Here is a 19,784-nt window from a genome sequence, read left to right as displayed (position 1 = left end):
TTACAACCATTGTAGATGAGTTATACTAAAAAACAATACGACTGGTCTATTTTTTACAATAGAGTAAATAATTAATATGAAGCCTAATCCTATTAAAAAGTCTGAAGCGAAACGCTTACACATTCTTAACACTAGTTCAGACCTGATTTTGCATAAAGGTTTTACCGGTGTAGGATTACAGGAAATTTTACAGAGCTGTGAGATCCCCAAAGGCTCGTTTTATCATTATTTCCAATCCAAGGAAGCTTTCGGATGTGAATTGGTACAGCATTATGTAGACAATTACCAAGTCCGTTTAAATGATGTATGGCGTAGCGATAAATCCCCTTATCAAAAGCTGATTGAGTATTTTAATTTATGGATAGAAGATCCTGAAACACAGTGTGGTTGGGCGGATAGCTGTTTAATTGTGAAACTTGCCGCAGAAGTTGCCGATCTATCTGAAGATATGCGCTCCATTATGTCCGCTGGCGTCGATGATGTAATCGAACGTATTGCTGGTTTAATTGATTTAGGAAAACAGGATCAGTCTATCCAAGCAGATACTGAGGCCTCGACGTTGGCACAAGTACTTTACCAAATGTGGTTAGGTGCAGCATTACTGAGTAAGTTGCAAAAAGATAAAACACCATTACATCAAGCTCTGAGAGCAACTAAATTTCTATTAAAAAGTGAAGATTCATAAAAATTAGATTAAATATCAATTACATAATTAATGACAGCAGCCCAATAATTACTTATTAATGTGTTGCTATTAGATCAATTTACAATCCATGAGTATAGCGCACAATGAATTCTCCTTCTAAAGCCCTCATGACTCGTATTTTAGTCGGATATTTAGGCTTATATCCCACACTATTACTGGTACTCACTTTATTAAAGCCAATTACTCAGCATCAAAGTTTCCCGATGATGGTGTTGATTGAAGTCATAGTATTAGTGCCAGTAACGCAACTGATTTCTTTCCCACTGGCAGGTTGGCTCATTACACAGCTAAAAAATTTTAAGAGCCTGTTTTAAGAAGAAATTGTGCTGGCAACAGCAATCCTAAGTCGTTATTTTGCCAACCACAAAGGTTGGCAAAATAACTCATTAAGTCAATATTAATCTGCGTAAGCTGGATAATCAATATAGCCTTTTTCCGTCCCACCATACATAGTGCTTGCATCTACTGCATTCAATGGCCAGCCATTGGCGATGCGATCGGGTAAATCTGGATTCGCAATAAATGGGCGTCCAAATGCAATTAAATCGGCCAGCCCTGCCTCTAAAATTCGAGTCCCTCTTTCTGCCGTATATCGACCTGCATAAATAATCCGACCACTGAAAGTGTCTCTGACATCTTTACGAAAATCATGAGGAAGTTCTGGTGCATTATCCCAATCAGCTTCTGCAATCGATAAATAGGCAATCCCAACTTCTTCAAGTATTTTTATGGCTTCAATATAAGTCACATGTGGATCATCTTCAACCAACCCCATGTAAACACGATCTTCCTCTGTACTTTCAAATAGCGGGGCAAAACGCACTCCTAAACGATCTGCACCAACCACCTCAGCAACTGCCTGTACTACTTCACGTAAAAAACGCAAACGATTGTTTAGTGATCCCCCATATTCATCTTCACGGTGGTTACTATGTGCAGAGATAAATTGATTTACCAAATAACCATTTGCACAATGAATTTCAACCCCATCAAAACCAGCAGCCAAGGCATTGCGTGCTGCTTGAGCATAGAGTTGCACTAATTCTTTAACCTCTGCATTGCTTAAAGCACGTGGCATGGAAGGATCAGCCAAGGCCCCCGCATTGGGCCCGGTCTCAATAAAGACTTTAACATTACTATCAGCCCCAATAGCCGAAGGCGCGACCGGTGATGCATGATTGGGTTGCAAAGATGTATGTGAAACACGCCCAACATGCCAAAGTTGTGCAAAAATAATGCCTCCTTTAGCATGCACTGCTTCCGTCACTTTACGCCATCCAGCAATCTGTTCAGGACTGTAAATACCGGGAGTCCAAGCATAGCCTTGACCACGTGGCTCGATTTGCGTACCTTCGGTGACCATAAATCCTGCCCCGGTACGCTGTTGATAATAGGTTGCCATCAATTCATTTGGAATATTCCCTGGCTGAGTACTGCGCGACCGCGTTAATGGTGGCAATACAATACGGTTTTGCAAAACATAAGGGCCTAAGTTTAAGTTTTGAAAAAGTTTGCTGGCTTTCATTTCATTGTATCCAAGTAATCATGACTAAATTGATCTAAATTAAAAAAATACCCTTCCTTCCTGTATATAGAAAATTAAAGGAAGGAAAGCTATTCACTCAGGCCCTTCACCATTAAGGGAGGGTTATTTTGCTTATTGCGTCAGTTGCTCAGCGTCAGAAGTTTATTCACTGCTAAGCACCACAACAGACACCAGCTACTCTTTATTTCAACAATTGAAGTAATGCTGAGGCAGTTGCAGCAGAAGATGCTGGATTTTGTCCAGTAACCAGCAAGCCATCAACTTGAACATATACTTGCCAATCATCTACTTTAGAATAATGACCACCGTTTTCTTTAAGCATGTCTTCAACTAAAAATGGTACAATTTCAGTCAAACCTACAGCGGCCTCCTCAGTATTGGTGAAACCAGTCACTAATTTACCGCTCACTAAAGGCGCTCCATTACTCGCTTTCACATGACGAAGAACACCCGGGGCATGACACACTGCTGCAACAGGTTTGCCAGACTGAATCGCCTGTTCAATCACAGAAATTGAAATCGGATCTTCTGCTAAATCCCACAATGGGCCATGCCCGCCTGGATAAAACACTGCATCATAATCAGCTACAGAGATTTCGCTAAGTTTATGCGTCTGTGCCAATGCTTGCATTGCAGTTGGATCTGCTTCAAAACGATGAGTGGTTTCAGTTTGTGCTTCTGCCAAATTACTTTTAGGATCTAGTGGTGGCTGCCCACCTTGAGGCGACGCCAGCGTAACTTCAGCACCAGAGTCAATAAAGGTGTAATACGGTGCAGCAAGTTCTTCTAGCCAGAAACCTGTTTTCTTACCCGTATTGCCAAGTTGATCATGTGAGGTTAAAACGATTAAAATTTTCATGTTATTTCTCCGATATTTTTCAGGATTGAGGAGCATTGTTGCATGATCACTTGTCGTGTAGCGTGACCATGACAGATACGCTTATTTAGATACTCGTCTCGAGAATTTGGCGACTGATCTCTAATGAAACAGTTTTATGTTCGCCTAGCTGTGTAAGATTGTGTGATTTAAGTTGCGTAATGATGATCTCAATATCCGTCTCCCCCAGTCCATAATCGCTAAGACGAGTCGGCAATCCAAGTTGCTCAAAGAAGGCTCGAGTACGAGCAATAGCAGTATCAATACGTTGTTCTTCATCACCTTCGACAATCTGCCAGACTCGAGCTGCATACTGTAGTAATTTTTCTCGCTTCTCTTGACGACGCACTTGTAGATTGGCCGGCAACACAATGGCCAAGGTACGAGCATGATCAATACCATGTAAAGCCGTGAGCTCATGCCCAATCAAATGGGTTGACCAATCTTGTGGTACACCAGCTCCAATTAGCCCATTCAGTGCCATGCTAGCAGCCCACATCAAATTCGCACGCGTGTCATAATCTGCTGAATCTTCCAAGATTTTCGGCCCAATCTCAATCAGAGTTTGCAATAGACCTTCGGCAAAACGATCTTGTACTTGTGCATTGACAGGGTAAGTTAAGTACTGTTCCATGACATGAATAAATGCATCAACCACGCCATTTGCTAACTGGCGCGTCGGCAAACTAAAAGTTTTATTCGGATCGAGTACGGAAAATTGCGGAAAAACATAGGGGCTGCTAAATGACAATTTGGCTTGGGTCGATTTTCTGGTGACTACCCCACCGCTATTCATTTCTGAACCAGTTGCTGGAAGGGTGAGTACACTCGCAAAGGGCAAAGCTTGAGTAATTTTAGTACCATGGGTTTCTAAAATCTCCCATGTATCCCCTGTATAATTGACTGCTGCTGCAATAAATTTAGTACCATCAATTACCGATCCACCACCGACAGCCATCAAGAAATCAATATTTTGTTCTCGAATCAGCTCTACAGCTTTCATGAGGGTTTCATAACTCGGATTCGGCTCAATTCCGCCAAATTCATGAATTTCTCTTGCACCTAATGCTTCACGCACTTCAGCTAAAGTACCATTCTTACGTGCACTTTCACCACCAAACAACATTAATACTTTTGCTTCTGTAGGCACATAGTCATTGATTTTAGCTATTGTATCGCCACCAAAAATAATGCGGGTCGGATTATAAAAGTTAAAATTCAGCATATTTTTATCCTAGGATGATCAGCTAATTGATTTGAAAAACCACCGTTATTCATCAAATAAACTTTAAAAAATTGGACAACATTGCGGCTTTTGACTGCACCATGTGCTAACTATACATAAAAATAGACCAGTCGTCTATTTTTATAAAAAATATCTCAGCTTGCCGACTTGTGTGATGGTTAAACAAATTCAGGCTTGTTCTATATCACTTTTATTATTGATGTATTTTCACGAGCGATAGTTGGATGGAAGGTATCATCACGTATGACTACTGATATGGTCGTGAACGCATTCGCTAAAGCAGTGAATGGCTCATACAAAATAGCAATAATTAAATATTTTAAAAGCAGATTGGCACGGTTTAAGAGATGTACAAATGCGACAGTAAATTAGATATATTGGTTCAATATAAAGCATGTATATCGGTGCATTCGTTTATTTACCCTGTTTTGGATATTGACCCATGTAAATGATGAGATTAAGCCATTAAATAAAGTAGCCCAACTTGAATAAAAAGCCTCTGACAAACCACACAGGGTTGAAGTGCTGCCTTTCATTCAAAATTTCAGGCAGCACATTTATACATTTAAGCGTCGGTTTAAGCTGGTAGTTTACTTGCCAAAACATCTACTTTTTCAATAGACGGTGGCTCTGAAAATAGCTCTTCGGCCTGAGCCATCAACGCAGCTGCAACCTTGCCAGATAAATGTGCTTGGCGACCCGCCTCATCAGGAAATGCATCAAAAATACCAAATGTTGTAGGTCCAAGACGTAGGCCAAACCACGCAACTGTCGCAGGTTCTTCCATTACAATAGGTAAACCGGCTTTAAGGAAAGCTTCCACTTCGTCTTCTTTACCCGGTTTAGCTTCAAGACGGACATATAAAGCTGTTTTAAGCATGACTAAACTCCACTATTGATTAAAATTAAAACTCATTCTGACATTGCTAATGTATGCATGTCAGAAAGTTTTGTTGTACAAAAGTTAAAAACAATTTTCCATAGCTGAGCCAAAATCTGGGTGTTTATTTCGACATAATGCTATGAATTTATTCAAGTTAATATCATTAACATTTGAATCAAAAAATATTGCTCAAGAAGCATTCAAGAACAACATGTACATCCTCATATCTATGAAAGTTATTTAGCTAGGAATTTGCTGTGAAACTCTATATGTTTCTCTATAAAGCTCGCAATGAAGTAATAGCTATGGTCATACCCTTCTCTTAGGTTAAGTGTAAGAGGATATTCTTGTTCCAAACAAATATTACTAAGAAGATTAGGTCTTAACTGTTCTTCAAGAAAATCATCAGCTGTTCCCTGGTCGACTAAAATAGGTAAATGAACTTCAGCGTTTTTGATTAATTCAATCGCATCATAGCTTTTCCATAAAGTTTCGGTTTCACCTAGGTAGTGTGTAAAAGCCTTTTTCCCCCAAGGTACTTGGCTAGGTGCAACAATTGGTGCAAAAGCAGAAATACTTTTATACAGCTCAGGGTTTTTTAACCCAATTACTAATGCACCATGACCACCCATGCTATGACCCATAATGCTTTGGACTTGATTGGTCGGAAAATTCAGGTCAATCAGATTTCTGAGTTCTTCCACAATATAATCATACATTTTGAAATGCTGTGACCAGGGTGCTTGTGTTGCATTCACATAGAATCCTGCGCCTTGGCCTAAATCATAATCTGCATGATCTGGTACATCCTCTCCACGTGGGCTGGTATCTGGTGCAACAATAATGACTTTATGTCCAGCCGCATACTTTTGTGCTCCGGCTTTAGTAATAAAGTTCTGTTCGTTGCAAGTCAGCCCTGATAACCAATATAAAACTGGCAACCGCTCATCTTTGTCATGAGGTGGCAGATATATTGAGAATTTCATTGAACAGTTTAATGCTGTTGACTGATGGCGATACACTTCTTGCGATCCACCAAAAGAAGCATGTTTCTCAATTATTTCCATAATCAATTACCTATGTTGAGCAAGACTTCATGAGAAATCGAGTAAACAAAGAGTCTCACATTCTCCACAGAGAATAGTGATAAAGATTTAAAATGTAGGCAGGTTTATTGAACCTATACACGATGCCTACACAGATAGATCGGTTTTACAGATAATGTGCCGTTTTAGAGGATTCCATGCATGTCATTCATGATGCACATGCATGGAAAACTATAAGGTCTGACGCAATTATTCGTAATGAATTACAGTACGAATTGACTTACCTTCATGCATTAGATCAAAGGCTTCATTGATCTGATCCAAGCCCATCGTATGTGTCACAAATGGTTCTAATTGAATTTTACCTTTCATGGCATCTTCAACCATTCCTGGAAGTTGCGTACGACCTTTTACGCCACCAAAGGCAGAACCTAGCCATTTACGACCAGTAACCAGTTGGAATGGACGGGTAGAGATTTCCTGACCTGCGCCAGCTACACCAATAATTACGGATTGTCCCCAGCCACGGTGTGCACTTTCAAGGGCTGCACGCATCACATTCACGTTACCAATACACTCAAATGAATGATCTACACCCCAGCCAGTCATTTCGACAATGACTTGCTGGATTGGTTTGTCGTAATCTTTAGGGTTCAAGAAGTCCGTTGCACCAAACTCTTTTGCCAGCGCAAATTTATCTGGATTCATGTCAACCACAATAATACGTCCTGCTTTAGCTTGACGTGCGGCTTGTACGACTGCCAAACCAATACCACCTAAACCAAAGACCGCAACACTATCACCTTCTTGTACTTTAGCCGTGTTGTGTACTGCACCGATACCTGTTGTTACACCACAACCCAGTAAGCAGACATGTTCGTGATTGGCTTCAGGATTGATTTTAGCCAATGATACTTCTGCCACTACCGTGTATTCACTGAACGTTGAGCAGCCCATATAGTGGTAAATCGGTTGACCATTGTAGGAAAAACGAGTGGTACCATCTGGCATTACGCCTCTACCTTGAGTTTCGCGAACGGAAATACACAAGTTCGATTTTCCAGATTTACAGAATACGCACTCGCCACATTCAGCGGTGTAAAGTGGAATGACATGATCACCTGGTTTGACGCTAGTTACGCCTTCACCAACCTCAACGACAACACCAGCACCCTCATGACCGAGAATAGCCGGAAAAACACCTTCAGGATCATCGCCAGATAAAGTAAATGCGTCGGTATGACACACACCGGTATGGGAGATCTTGATTAATACTTCACCTTTCTTCGGTGGTGCAACATCAACTTCAACAATTTGAAGAGGTTGACCAGGACCAAACGCAACGGCAGCACGTGACTTCATGGAATAATTCCTTATACAGATCTATTTTAAATATGATTTTAGAATCTTAGCGATTTCAGCCAATTCTTCTTTTCGTTGTTGTTCTGTGGTTTCACCTGATACTAAAGTGTCCTTTAAATGAACCTCTAACATCTCATTCATTAAACCATTAATAGCACCACGCACAGAGCATATTTGTTGCAGAATTGCACCACATTCCACATTGTCTTCTAACGCTTTTTCAATCGCTTGCGTCTGACCTTTGATCTTTCTGACGCGTAGAAGAATCTTTTTTTTGTCTTCAACCTGATTAGGCATCAGACCTCCTTATTTGCTAGCTTTTATACTATAGTACCCCATAGTATAAAAAAAGCAATATTTTTTATAAATCGAAAATCAAAAAGCTCTTTAGCGAAAATTTTCTATCCCTGTTTTTAGTTTTTTTTAAATTAACATCATAGAGCTTATGCGAAAGTCACAAAAAAATGGGACTTTTAGCTCCCATTTTTTATTTTGGCTCATGTTCTTTGTAATGCTGTGACCTTTTAGAATTATGTTTCAAATTTTAGCCACTTTGTAGATATTTTAAACGTTTCAAGCCTTGAAAATACTACCGACAGTTTAGATTAAACTGCCTTTACAGACTGTACTAGAATATTTTTAGTGAGCGGATGATATTTATTATTCATTATTTAGGAATTATTAAATCCTATAAATATCATTTATTGGATTAATTTACTTTGGTACTGTGCATATCATCCCCCAGTTAAGAATAAGGAACAACTATGAATAAGATGATGAATGCTCTTATCCTAGAAAATTTTGGCGATCATGAATTTACACGTGTAGAACTCCCTATACCTCAACCAGAGGCTGGGCAAGTTCTAGTACGTATTCATGCTAGTGGTGTAAACCCTATTGATTATAAAATTCGTCTTGGTGAAGCACCATATGCTATGCCAGAACTTCCTGCCGTGTTAGGAACAGATATGGCTGGGGTTGTAACTGCTGTTGGTGAAGGTGTCACCCACTTCAACGTCGGAGATGAAGTTTACGGTCTGATAGGTGGCGTTCGTGGTCTTCAAGGATCTTTAGCAGAATATGTTGTAGCAGATGCTGATCTGATCGCATTAAAGCCACGCAATATCTCTATGCGCGAGGCAGCAGTACTACCATTGACGTTCCTCACCGCTTGGGAAGGTTTAGTGGATAATGCGAAGGTCCAACCAGGGCAAACTGTACTGGTTCAGGGTGGTGCTGGTGGCGTTGGTTATATGGTGGTTCAGCTTGCAAAAGCACTTGATGCAAATGTTTGGGCGACTGGTCGTACAGCTGATCAATCACTGATTTCAGAACTCGGTGCAACACCTCTCGATTACACAACAGCATCTTCCGATGACATTATTGCTGCAAGCCCTGAGGGTCAAGGTTTTAACATTGTTTACGACACTGTGGGTGGTCCAGTACTCGAAGCTTCACTTTCCATGACAACTCACTATGGCCACATTACCAGCTGTGCTGCATTTGGTAATCATAATTTAGCGAGTTCATCTCTACGTTGTGCCACAGTGTCTGGCGTATTCGTCCTAATGCCGATGTTAACAGGCAATCGCCGTGCTCATCATGGTGATATCCTTAAGATCGCGACTCGTCTCGTTGAGGAAGGTAAACTGCGTCCTATTGTTGATCCTCGTCATTTTACTCTAGACCAAGCGATTGAGGCTCATGATGCTGTTCAAGATCGCTCTGCCAATATTAAGGTCGTGATTGATGTCATTTAATGCACTTCAGGCCAAGACTTGGCGCTTCAATTCTATTGGAGATACAGATGTTCTGACATTAGAAACACTTCCTGTGGCTTTACCAGCCGCAGGAGAAGTTCTAATCCAGATGAAAACGATCGGACTCAACCGGGCTGATGTAATGTTTCGGCGTGGTACTTATATTCAAAAGGCAGTATTCCCTTCTCGTCTGGGATATGAGGGAGCAGGCATAGTTCTGGCGATAGGTGAAGGTGTACGCCAATTTTCTCCAGGAGATGCAGTATCGATTCTTCCGACTGACAATCTAGCCAAATATGGGACATATGCGGACAAGCTTCTGATTCCAGAAACTTTTTTAGTTCACAAACCCGATAGTTTAAGTTGGGAAGAAGCTTCTTCAATCTGGATGCAGTATTTGACGGCTTGGGGTGGTGTAATCCATGCTGGTGGAGTTTCGAAAGGAAAAACGATCTTGATCACAGCAGCTTCAAGTAGTGTAGGACTAGCTGCGATACAGATAGCTGAAGCAGCGGGTGCTAAGGTCATTGCAAGTACACAAACGATAGAGAAAAAGCAACGTTTACTGGATCTCGGTGTTAAAAATGTTATAGCCAGTGAAGATGAACCAGATTTGTATGAGGCGCTTGTTTCACGTTTGGGTGGAGAATATCTTGATGTCGCCTTCGATGCTGTAGGAGGGCCACATATTGAACAGATTGCAAAAGCGATGTCTATAGGAGGAACTATGGTTATGCATGGTGCACTTAGCCCGGAGATCACACCATTTCCCCTTAAAGTTGCATTACGCAAGAGCTTAACCATGCGAGGTTTTTTGTTCCTTGAGGTTCTCCATGACCCTGTTCTAAGGGAGCAAGCCAGACGATTTATTCTTAGCAGTATAGGTGCAGGATATCTTCGTCCAGTGATCGACTGTTGCTTTGACTTTGAGGACATGCATGATGCTCAGCGCTATCTTGAATCAAATCAGCAAATAGGAAAAATTGTTGTTACTCTAAATACATGATGGTCTTATCTGATTTCTACTTTCTAGAAAAAAGGTTAGTTCCATCTGATTCAGGTTTCTATATGGCCCAGCACTTCCGTTAAGTAATCAAACAATGCTCTGATTCGCAAAGGTGTCGGGCCCCGCTGTGGACGATATAAATACAGGCGCCAAACGGGAGAGGTTTCCTCATGAAGTATCTGAATGAGCTTACCACTCCTAAGCCACGGCAAAACTAGAAATCCAGGCATGTGTCCGAATCCGACTCCAGCGAGAATCGCTTGAAATTCAGCTTCTAGATCATCTGTAATAAAACGGGGATTTGATGGCGTAAAGTTTCGACTTTCGGTGAATGTCCATGGCCAGTAACGCCCTGTTTTATGATCGACTAGTGCTGTTAGAGGGTATTTATCAAGGTCAATAATTTTTTTAGGCATTCCAACCTTATCAATTAACTCTGGCGTACCCACAGAATAAAAGTTCACTTTCGCCAATTCCCTTGCTACATATCGATTGTCCGGCAAAAATCCAAATCTGATCCCGATATCTATCCGCTCATCGATCACATCCGAGTGTGAATCTGTTAGCACACAATCCACGACAATATCTGGATAACGTGTGGCAAATTCTGCTAGTGCAGGTACTACCAATTTACGCCCTAACACAGACGACACAGTAAGACGGACAGTCCCACGCATTTCATCTCGTTTTTCCTTGGTGTCTTTTACAAGCAAAGCATCAATGGATCCCACCGCAAAACGTGCTTGCTTTGCCAAACGCTCACCATCAGCGGTAATTTTAATTTGTCGAGTACTCCTGTAGAACAGAATCTCTCCGCGCTGCTCTTCTAGCTCTTTTATTGCCCGTGTCACTACCTGTGGGGAAATACCCAGCTGAGTTGCTGCCTCTTTAAAATTTCGAGACTCTGCTGCGACACAAAAGATACGTATCATTTCCAATTTGTTCTGCATGTCCAATCCTGTGTTCTGGTAATTATTCCGTAAATAGGAATTCTGAAAGATAATATTATTCATTTATTATACCTAACAAGGCTGTAATACTTAATCCAGCAAATATGATTGACAGATAGGTTGAAGGTTACTTGTATGAATAATATAGAAAATAAAGTTATTGTTATCACAGGTGCAAGTAGTGGTTTAGGTGAAGCTACTGCTCGCTTACTTGCTAAAAAAGGTGCAAAGGTTGTACTTGGTGCTAGACGTAATGAAAAATTAGAGGCTATTGTTCACGACATTCGTGCTGAAGGTGGTCAAGCTGAATTTATTGGTATGGATATAACCAAACCACATGAAGTACAAGCACTTATTGAAAAGGCATTAAGCGCATTTGGTCAAATCGATGTATTGGTAAACAATGCTGGATTAATGTCTATTGCACCATTAAGTGAGCTAAAAGTTGATGAATGGGATCGTATGATCGACATTAATATCAAAGGTGTTCTTTATGGTATAGCAGCTACCCTACCTGTTTTCCAAAAACAAAACTTTGGACACTTTATTAATCTCGCATCTGTTGCAGGGATAAAAGTATTTAGTCCAGGAGGTACTGTTTATAGCGGTACTAAGTTTGCTGTAAGAGCCATCTCAGAAGGACTTCGTCATGAAGTTGGGGGAACCATTAGAACGACTACTATTGAGCCTGGTGCAGTTGAGTCAGAACTAAAATTTGGTTCTTCTCATAAAGAAAGCTCAGAGTTTGTTAATGATTTCTACAAACAAGCCATACCAGCTGACTCAGTCGCTCGAGCAATTGCTTATGCAATTGAACAGCCTGCGGATGTAGATATTAATGAAATTGTTTTGCGCCCAACGAGCCAAGAGTTTTAATTATTGAATAACATAAAATGGGAGCACTTCGCTCCTATTTTTACTATATTTTTTAAATTTAAGGACAAATCTATGAAAGCCGTATCGTATGTTATAAATAACCATGATGATTTTAAAAATTCATTGGTAGATATTGAAAAAGCAAAGCCTACGCTTAAGGAGCGTGATGTACTGGTAAAAGTTCAGGCAATCTCTGTGAATCCAGTTGATACCAAAGTGAGAAAAAATTCGTCTGAAGCAAATAATCGTATTTTAGGTTGGGATGCCGTTGGGGAAATTATCGAAGTTGGCTCAAAAGTTACCTCGTTTAAAGTAGGAGATTCTGTTTGGTATGCTGGCGATTTAACCCGAGATGGTAGTAATGCTGAGTTTCAAGCAGTCGATGAACGAATTATCAGTCTTAAACCAATTACAGTATCTAATGCAGAAGCAGCAGCATTGCCATTAACTGCAATAACGGCATGGGAAATGCTTTTTGATCGGTTTCAAATTTCAGAAACAGAAGTTGGCAGTATTTTAATTATTGGTGGTGCAGGCGGTGTAGGATCAATCGCTATCCAACTCCTAAAAGCAAAAACAAATCTGACGGTTATAGCAACTGCTTCGCGTGAAGAAACGAAATCTTGGGTGGAATCACTTGGTGCCGACCATGTCATTGATCATAGCAAAGATTTAAATGCACAAATCGAGACACTAGGCATTGCAAAACCAAAATACGTATTCTCTACAAATCATACAGAAACATATATCAAGCAAATAGTTTCTCTGATTGCACCACAAGGCAAGCTTGGATTGATCGATGATCCACAAACATTTGATATTATGCCGTTTAAGACTAAATCTATTTCTATCCATTGGGAGTTGATGTTCACTCGTTCAATGTATGAAACCGATGATATTGAAAAGCAAGGTGATCTGTTGCAACAGGTTGCCCAATTAGTTGACCAGCAAAAAATTAGAAGTACCCTCAACCAAAATCTAGGCAAAATTAACGCTTCACACTTGGAGAAGGCGCATAAGTTACTTGAATCAGGCAAGTCAAAAGGCAAAATTGTACTAGAAAACTTCTAAAACAAATTAAAGGTGAAATAATGACTATTTCAGTAATTGCGAACTTTAAGGCAAAATCAGATCAAAAAGAGAGGTTAGAAGCGCTTTTACAAAGTGTAATAGAGCCTACGCTTCAAGAAGAAGGATGCTTGAAATATGAGCTTTATATTAGCGAAAATGACTCGAGTAGATATTTCTTCTTAGAAGAATGGCGTAGCAGGGAGGATTTAGATATCCATATAGCGTCTGATTATATTCAAAGTTTATTTGGTAATATCCAATCGCTCATTGAATCAAGTGATATTGTAGAAATCAAAAAAATATAGCCTTCTTGCGAGCCTGTAAATTATTTTGTGTAAGTTCCATTTTTTATAAATGATCTTTTAATCGATCATCGAACTGAATCGTAAACCAATTCATTGCTAAACGCCAATTTTGAATTGGCATCGTCCATTTCTTCGCAGCATTTGATGTTGCTAAGTAAATGACCTTCTTTACTGAGTCATCAGATGAAAAGATTTTCCTCTTCTTCGTTGAATGGCGTATTACGCTATTCAACGACTCAATCGCATTTGTTGTATAAATTGCATGACGTATTTCGGCTGGATAGCTAAAGATCGTTCGGATATTTTCCCAATTGGCCCGCCAGGATTCTCCAATTTTGGGATACTGGTGATTCCATTGATCACAGAAGATGTCTAGGGACTTTAAAGCATTTTCCTCTGTACTTGCCTGATAAATCGCTTTCAGACCCGAGGTAACAGCCTTGTAGTCTTTCCAGCTTACAAATCTCAGGCTATTGCGTACAACATGCACGATACACAGTTGAATATCAGTATGAGGGTAAACGGAGGCTATCGCGTCAGGAAAGCCTTTTAATCCATCTACACAAGCAACAAGAATGTCCTGTACTCCTCGATTTTTTAGCTCTGTCATGACTGACAGCCAGAATTTGGCACCTTCTGTCTGAGCAATCCACATACCCAGTAATTCTTTTTGTCCATCCATATTGATGCCTAAAGCAAGGTATACGGACTTGTTAATCACATTGGAGTGCTGACGGACTTTGACAACAATACAGTCAAGATAGACAACAGGATAAAGGCTATCTAAGGCTCTATTTTGCCACTCAGTCACTTGCTCAATCACAGCATCGGTAACTTTGCTGATGAGAGATGCTGAGACATCGGCATCGTACATTTCTTTGAAGAAGGCTACAATTTCCCTATTAGTCATTCCTTTTGCATACAGTGAGAGGATTTGGTCATCCATACTGGTGATGCGTGTTTGGTGCTTTTTGATAATTTGTGGCTCAAATGAACCTTCTCGATCACGGGGAATATCTAAAGCCAGTTGTCCATCTTGAGTTGTAATGGTTTTAGAACTAAACCCATTACGGCTATTTGAGCCTTTCCTGGACTGATGCTTTTCATAACCGAGATGGTCTGAAAGTTCAGTATTGAGTGCAGTTTCAATCATGAATTTTTTAAAGACTGCTGTCATTTGGTTTAAGTCTTCTGGTGTTTTTAGACCTTTAGCCAATTCGGCAGCCATACTTTTGATTGTTGCTTCATCCATGTGAAGTACCTTTTGTAATTATCCTCTGAAGGATAAATGAAAATTAAGTACTTACACAAAATTTAGAACAGTCCCAATTCATCTGAGTCATCCAAATTCATATGCAAGCACCCATAGGGGATTTATCCACAATTGAAAGTATTGTTATCTTTTTAATCTATATTTTTGCTTCGGACTTTTCGGTTTATCAGGAATGGTACGTTCAATCAAATTTGCTTCTATTGCTGGATTCAAGTAATTCTTTTGGAACGTTGCTCGATGCGTTAAACCCACAAATTGCATCAACTCAGCCAAGGTATAATCATCTTGCCCTAATGCTGAAATTAAACGCTGTACTTGATCACTGAGTTCTTTATGGACATGTATGCCAGCTTGAGCGGTAACATGATCGCTAGCTTGAGCGGTGTCTTGATCGCTTTGTGTAGAGTCAAGGATTGCATCTAAAATCATCTGCAAAATGAATTCAATAAATGGTGCTGAATCAGTACGATCTGTACTTGCTTGCAATGCTTCGTAATAAGCTTTTTGATTTTGATAGATCAGACTTTCAACTGGGATATTGGCAAAGATTAAATTCCACCCACTCAGGATCAATGTTTGCCATAGTCTACCCATTCGGCCATTACCATCTGCAAATGGATGGATAAATTCAAACTCATAATGAAATACTGAACTTTGGATTAGTGGATGTATTTCTCTATCATTTAACCATTCTAGTAAATCAGCCATTAAACGTGGAACTTGATTGGCAGGTGGAGCCATATGTACCACTCGATCACCTGACATTACGCCCACACCACCATGACGATATTGACCGATTTCATCAATCAAGCCTGTCATTAAAATTTGATGTGCTTGTAATAAGTCTACTTCTTGGCTTGGCTGCCATTGTTGAAATGCTTCATAGGCTTTAATGGCATTGCGCACTTCCTGAACTTCTTTCGGAGGTGCAATCACAGTCTTACCATTTAGAATCGCCGTGATTTGTTCTGTACTTAACGTATTCCCTTCTATCGCAAGTGAACCTTGAATAGTACGGATACGATTGGCTTTTCTGAGTTTTAAGCTGTCCTGAATTTCCTCTAAAACAGTCAAACGCCCTATATTCTCACTGATCTGAGCAATCAGATGAATGATTTTTGAGGTGATGGTATAAGGCGGTTGGTATTTCATACTAAATTTTTCCCCCTACCCCTTTAAACTTTTCAACGAACGCTGCAATTTTTTGAAAAATGCTCTGCTTTTTGGTTAAGTATTGTGGGTTTAATGGACTCATTTTAGGCAGAATAGCATTGAGCTCAGTGCCATTATCACTGGCAAATTCCCGTTTCAGCGAGGTCGCAATATAACGTCTCGCTGCATCCTCATTCAGGTTCTCGGCGCCAATCAGTTCTTGTACTTCACGCTGTTGTTCTGCTTGAGCAAAGGTGAAGAAAGTATCAATCACGCTAGCCTTATCACCAATCTGATCTAAGTCTGTTTGATTAATAAAATCGACCAGTAGACTTTCTTTGGCACGGTTGCCTAGGTTAGCACGGATCACTCGGCGCACATCCTCAACTAACGTTGCCTTATCTTTCACCTTTTTATTGTTCTCAAAAATCAGCTCTAGAATGTAATCCAGATTGATTTCTTGTGATTTCAGCAAGTCTACTTCAAAAACTACATCATCCCAATCAATGGTCGATTTTTCTTTTTGTTCAGCCAATTTTTCCCGACGTAACCAATCACGAATATCATTATAAGTGGAACGGTAATCTTGGATTTTTCGTTCAGCTGGCATCTGAATGGTTTGCAAGGCTGACAGATCCTCATCGCTTAAGTAATGTTGGGTCTTGAATACTTCAACTGCCACAAGGTCATTCGCATCAACATTCTGCAAAGCCTTTAGGCTGGCGTATTCATCGTAGTTTTGCAACACATTTTCTACACGCAAGTATTCGCCAAATAATTTCGTAAAGGCTTTTTTATCTGATTCTTTAAAAATTTCATCGGGGTTAGGAAAGCGTTGTTCTAATTCTTTCACAATATCCACAAAACCGTGCCGTGCATCACCAGTCACCACATCGGTAAAGCCTTCCATGTATTCCTTATAACTTTTTTCTAGCACCACATTCTTAGTGTTTTTATCACCAAATAAAGTAATCGCATCAATGGTCGCTTGCTCTAGGTCTCGAAAAGTAACAATATTGCCGAACGTTTTGGTGGCATCATAAATACGATTGGTACGCGAATAGGCCTGCATCAACCCATGATAACGTAGATTTTTATCTACAAATAAAGTGTTAAGCGTAGGGGCATCGAATCCTGTCAGGAACATCCCTACCACAATCAGCAAATCTATTTCTTTGGCTTTGACTTGCTTGGCAAGATCACGGTAATAATTTTGAAAACCCTTACTATCAACACTAAAATTGGTTTTAAACAATTTATTGTAGTCCGCAATTGCGGCGTTTAAAAACTCTTTTGCACTACTGTTCATGGCTGAAATATCAAAACTTTCATCCTGAATATCACCTACGGCATCTTGCTCCTCATTGGCTGCAAAGGAAAAAATAGTGGCAATCTTTAAAGGCTTGTCACTGTTTTTTTGCAGGTTGTTGAGTGACTCATAATACAGCTTGGCAGCTTCTACACTACTGACGGCAAACATGGCATTAAAGCCCTTGCTACCCGCTTGTAAGCGGTGCGTTTTCTGGCGGAAATTATTCAGGATGTACTGGCTAATTTCACGGATGCGGTCGGGATGCAATAAGGCTTGTTTGTTTTCCGCTGCACTGAGTTTTTTCTCATCCTGTTCGGTTTCGATGATTTTAAACTGTGGACGTACATCATTGTAGTCCACTTTAAATTTCAGCACTTTCTCATCACGAATCGCATCGGTGATGACATAAGAATGCAACTCACGGCCAAATACGCTGGCTGTAGTTTCAGCACTAAGGGCGTTTTGTGGAAAAATAGGCGTACCCGTAAAGCCAAACTGATAGTACTTTTTAAACTTCTTCTTCAGGTTTTTCTGAGCTTCACCAAACTGGCTGCGATGACATTCATCAAAAATAAATACTACTTGCTTGTTATAAATGGGCAAGTCACCTTCACTTTTAATCAGGTTATTGAGTTTTTGGATGGTGGTGACAATAATTTTATTATCATCTTTATCCAAGTTCCGTTTTAAACCTGCGGTACTGTCTGAACCATTGACGCTATCGGGCGAAAAGCGCTGGTATTCTTTCATGGTCTGATAATCAAGGTCTTTGCGATCTACCACAAAAAAAACCTTGTCAATAAAATCCAGCTCAGTTGCTAAACGTGCTGCTTTAAAACTGGTCAAGGTTTTGCCAGAACCTGTAGTGTGCCAAATAAAACCGCCACTTTCGGTATTGTTCCAGTTTTTGGCTTGATACGAACTTTGGACTTTCCACAAAATGCGCTCGGTAGCCGCAATCTGGTAAGGACGCATCACCAACAAGGTATCGCTGATATCGAAAACAGAGTAATGCAGCAGCACATTCAGCAAAGTATTTTTTTGGAAAAAAGTAGCCGTGAAGTCCTTCAGATCTTTGATTAGGCTATTATCGGCCTTGGCCCAGTTCATAGTGAAGTCGAAACTATTTTTATTACGTGTCGTCGTATTGGCAAAATAACGACTATCAGTCCCATTAGAAATCACAAACAGCTGTAAATATTTATAGAGGGAATTTTCGCTATTAAAACTTTCTTTGCTGTAACGGTGTACCTGATTAAAAGCTTCACGGATGGCGATGCCACGTTTTTTTAGTTCGACCTGCACCAAAGGCAAGCCATTTACTAAAATGGTGACATCGTAACGGTTTGCATGGCTGCCTTTTTGCTCAAACTGCTTAATCACCTGCACTTTATTACGAGCAACGTTCTTCTTATCTAAAAGGTAGATGTTTTGAATATGCCCATCATCAAAGACAAAATCATGAATATAGTCGTCATGAATCTTGCGGGTTTTATCAACAACACTGTCACTCGGTCTATCCAAATAGATTTCAACAAAGCGTAACCATTCGCCATCAGAAAACTGTACGTTATTCAATGCTTGAAGTTGCTCACGTACATTTGCCAACAAAGCTTTAGCATTGTTTAAAATGGGCAAATATTCATAGCCTTGATTGACCAAGTCCTGAATGAATTCGCGCTCTAAATCCCCTTCACTTTGGTAGCTGTCAACCGCTTGCCATTCTTTGCAATATTTATCTAAGACAATAAAATTGTTAGTTTCGGCAATAGGCTTATAATTAGTCATGGTTTTGATTCCATTGATTTTTGACCGAGAAGATAGGTCCAAAGTGATTTTTAGAATTTTTTAGATAAAATTGCGTTTAAATTTTTCGTGATTTTCAATATTGCTTTGAATATCTTCATGATTCCAAATTTGCAATTCCCAAGGGAAATAAAAATTACTTCTGTTTTTAAAGTAGATATGCAAACCACGATAGCCTTCTTTATCCCGCAAATACCAGTTTTTAAGGTTTAGTTCATCTTGCCAGTCATCCAGCAAATCCATCACGCTCTCAATTTCTTCAGTCGTTAAAATAATACGTGCACCAAAAATATCATTAAGCCAATTGTTTACAGGATATTGGTCTTCACGAGCAGAATAGCGCTGTATTTTGTCATCAATACTTTCACGGGTTTTTACTCGGTAAAAATATTTGATGTCTATATCTGCGGTCATCAAGTAGTCATTAATGCTTTCGTGTAAGGTTAAACGGTATTTATAAATATGTGCAGCAGGCACGTGCCGAATGGTTTTAGAGAGGTTAATTTTCTCAATTTTGCCATGTTCAAAATAATCCTTGGAAAAATCACGGTGCAAACGGTTAACTTCGCGAATGAGTTGTTTGACTTGACCAATTTTTTCCATGTTG

At 40.0% G+C, this 19,784-nt stretch carries 19 protein-coding genes; 7 read left to right on the top strand and 12 right to left on the bottom strand.

Going from position 1 to position 19,784, the window contains the following annotated elements; genetic code table 11:
- The first annotated feature begins 76 nt into the window (after positions 1 to 76).
- The gene (locus tag F902_RS21035) at positions 77 to 685 is read left to right on the top strand and encodes a TetR/AcrR family transcriptional regulator (RefSeq protein WP_005093648.1); all 609 of its coding nucleotides are present in this window, start codon (positions 77 to 79) and stop codon (positions 683 to 685) included.
- Positions 686 to 789: 104 nt separating this feature from the next.
- Positions 790 to 1,020 carry a hypothetical protein gene (locus F902_RS21030; protein WP_005206927.1) on the top strand — a complete coding sequence of 77 codons (231 nt, stop codon included), beginning with the start codon at positions 790 to 792 and terminating at the stop codon, positions 1,018 to 1,020.
- A gap of 83 nt (positions 1,021 to 1,103) precedes the next feature.
- Here F902_RS21030 and F902_RS21025 read toward each other — a convergent pair whose 3' ends face one another.
- From F902_RS21025 to F902_RS20995, 7 genes are all read right to left on the bottom strand, one after another.
- On the bottom strand, positions 1,104 to 2,231 hold the full coding sequence (locus F902_RS21025) for an alkene reductase (protein ID WP_005206923.1): 1,128 nt from the start codon (positions 2,229 to 2,231) through the stop codon (positions 1,104 to 1,106).
- A 202-nt stretch (positions 2,232 to 2,433) separates the two neighbouring features.
- A complete protein-coding gene (locus F902_RS21020; protein ID WP_005206921.1) occupies positions 2,434 to 3,111 on the bottom strand; it encodes a type 1 glutamine amidotransferase domain-containing protein in 678 nt (225 codons plus the stop codon).
- 85 nt (positions 3,112 to 3,196) lie between these two features.
- Positions 3,197 to 4,354, bottom strand: a complete 1,158-nt coding sequence (locus tag F902_RS21015) for an iron-containing alcohol dehydrogenase (protein WP_005206919.1) — start codon at positions 4,352 to 4,354, stop codon at positions 3,197 to 3,199.
- A gap of 598 nt (positions 4,355 to 4,952) precedes the next feature.
- A complete protein-coding gene (locus F902_RS21010; RefSeq protein WP_000920558.1) occupies positions 4,953 to 5,255 on the bottom strand; it encodes a putative quinol monooxygenase in 303 nt (100 codons plus the stop codon).
- A 239-nt stretch (positions 5,256 to 5,494) separates the two neighbouring features.
- A complete protein-coding gene (fghA, locus tag F902_RS21005; protein ID WP_005206917.1) occupies positions 5,495 to 6,325 on the bottom strand; it encodes an S-formylglutathione hydrolase in 831 nt (276 codons plus the stop codon).
- A gap of 228 nt (positions 6,326 to 6,553) precedes the next feature.
- Positions 6,554 to 7,666, bottom strand: a complete 1,113-nt coding sequence (locus F902_RS21000; RefSeq protein ID WP_000842149.1) for an S-(hydroxymethyl)glutathione dehydrogenase/class III alcohol dehydrogenase — start codon at positions 7,664 to 7,666, stop codon at positions 6,554 to 6,556.
- A gap of 21 nt (positions 7,667 to 7,687) precedes the next feature.
- Complete coding sequence (locus tag F902_RS20995) at positions 7,688 to 7,963, bottom strand: metal/formaldehyde-sensitive transcriptional repressor (RefSeq protein WP_001133624.1); 276 nt, start codon at positions 7,961 to 7,963, stop codon at positions 7,688 to 7,690.
- Between the two features lie 467 nt (positions 7,964 to 8,430).
- Here F902_RS20995 and F902_RS20990 point away from each other — a divergent pair, with 467 nt between their 5' ends.
- Positions 8,431 to 9,426 carry a zinc-dependent alcohol dehydrogenase family protein gene (locus F902_RS20990; protein ID WP_005206914.1) on the top strand — a complete coding sequence of 332 codons (996 nt, stop codon included), beginning with the start codon at positions 8,431 to 8,433 and terminating at the stop codon, positions 9,424 to 9,426.
- The gene (locus F902_RS20985) at positions 9,416 to 10,432 is read left to right on the top strand and encodes a zinc-dependent alcohol dehydrogenase family protein (protein ID WP_005206911.1); all 1,017 of its coding nucleotides are present in this window, start codon (positions 9,416 to 9,418) and stop codon (positions 10,430 to 10,432) included. Before F902_RS20990 ends, F902_RS20985 begins: the two co-directional genes overlap by 11 nt.
- 50 nt (positions 10,433 to 10,482) lie before the next feature.
- Here F902_RS20985 and F902_RS20980 read toward each other — a convergent pair whose 3' ends face one another.
- Positions 10,483 to 11,382, bottom strand: a complete 900-nt coding sequence (locus tag F902_RS20980; RefSeq protein ID WP_005206908.1) for a LysR family transcriptional regulator — start codon at positions 11,380 to 11,382, stop codon at positions 10,483 to 10,485.
- Positions 11,383 to 11,517: 135 nt separating this feature from the next.
- On the opposite strand from F902_RS20980, the gene F902_RS20975 reads away from it, so the two are divergent.
- The 3 genes from F902_RS20975 (at position 11,518) to F902_RS20965 (ending at position 13,634) form a co-directional block, all read left to right on the top strand.
- Entirely contained in the window at positions 11,518 to 12,258 is a 741-nt protein-coding gene (locus tag F902_RS20975) for an SDR family oxidoreductase (RefSeq protein WP_005206905.1), read from the top strand.
- A gap of 72 nt (positions 12,259 to 12,330) precedes the next feature.
- The gene (locus F902_RS20970) at positions 12,331 to 13,329 is read left to right on the top strand and encodes a zinc-binding alcohol dehydrogenase family protein (RefSeq protein WP_005206904.1); all 999 of its coding nucleotides are present in this window, start codon (positions 12,331 to 12,333) and stop codon (positions 13,327 to 13,329) included.
- A 20-nt stretch (positions 13,330 to 13,349) separates the two neighbouring features.
- Entirely contained in the window at positions 13,350 to 13,634 is a 285-nt protein-coding gene (locus F902_RS20965) for a putative quinol monooxygenase (protein ID WP_005206902.1), read from the top strand.
- Between the two features lie 43 nt (positions 13,635 to 13,677).
- Here F902_RS20965 and F902_RS20960 read toward each other — a convergent pair whose 3' ends face one another.
- From F902_RS20960 to F902_RS20945, 4 genes are all read right to left on the bottom strand, one after another.
- Positions 13,678 to 14,886, bottom strand: coding sequence for an IS256-like element ISAba26 family transposase (locus F902_RS20960; RefSeq protein WP_005202188.1), 1,209 nt, complete (start codon positions 14,884 to 14,886; stop codon positions 13,678 to 13,680).
- A gap of 144 nt (positions 14,887 to 15,030) precedes the next feature.
- Positions 15,031 to 16,059 (bottom strand): Fic family protein, encoded by a 1,029-nt coding sequence (locus F902_RS20955; protein WP_005206900.1) that lies wholly within the window; start codon positions 16,057 to 16,059, stop codon positions 15,031 to 15,033.
- Between the two features lies 1 nt (position 16,060).
- Positions 16,061 to 19,159: an HsdR family type I site-specific deoxyribonuclease gene (locus F902_RS20950; RefSeq protein WP_005206897.1), complete on the bottom strand. Its 3,099-nt coding sequence runs from the start codon at positions 19,157 to 19,159 to the stop codon at positions 16,061 to 16,063.
- A gap of 60 nt (positions 19,160 to 19,219) precedes the next feature.
- Positions 19,220 to 19,780, bottom strand: a complete 561-nt coding sequence (locus F902_RS20945; protein ID WP_005206896.1) for a nucleotidyltransferase family protein — start codon at positions 19,778 to 19,780, stop codon at positions 19,220 to 19,222.
- Between the last annotated feature and the right edge of the window lie 4 nt (positions 19,781 to 19,784).

The organism is Acinetobacter higginsii, from assembly GCF_000369525.1.
Lineage (GTDB): Bacteria > Pseudomonadota > Gammaproteobacteria > Pseudomonadales > Moraxellaceae > Acinetobacter > Acinetobacter higginsii.
The sequence above is the reverse complement of the archived record's forward strand: the minus strand, read 5'-3'. Positions and strand labels throughout refer to the sequence as shown.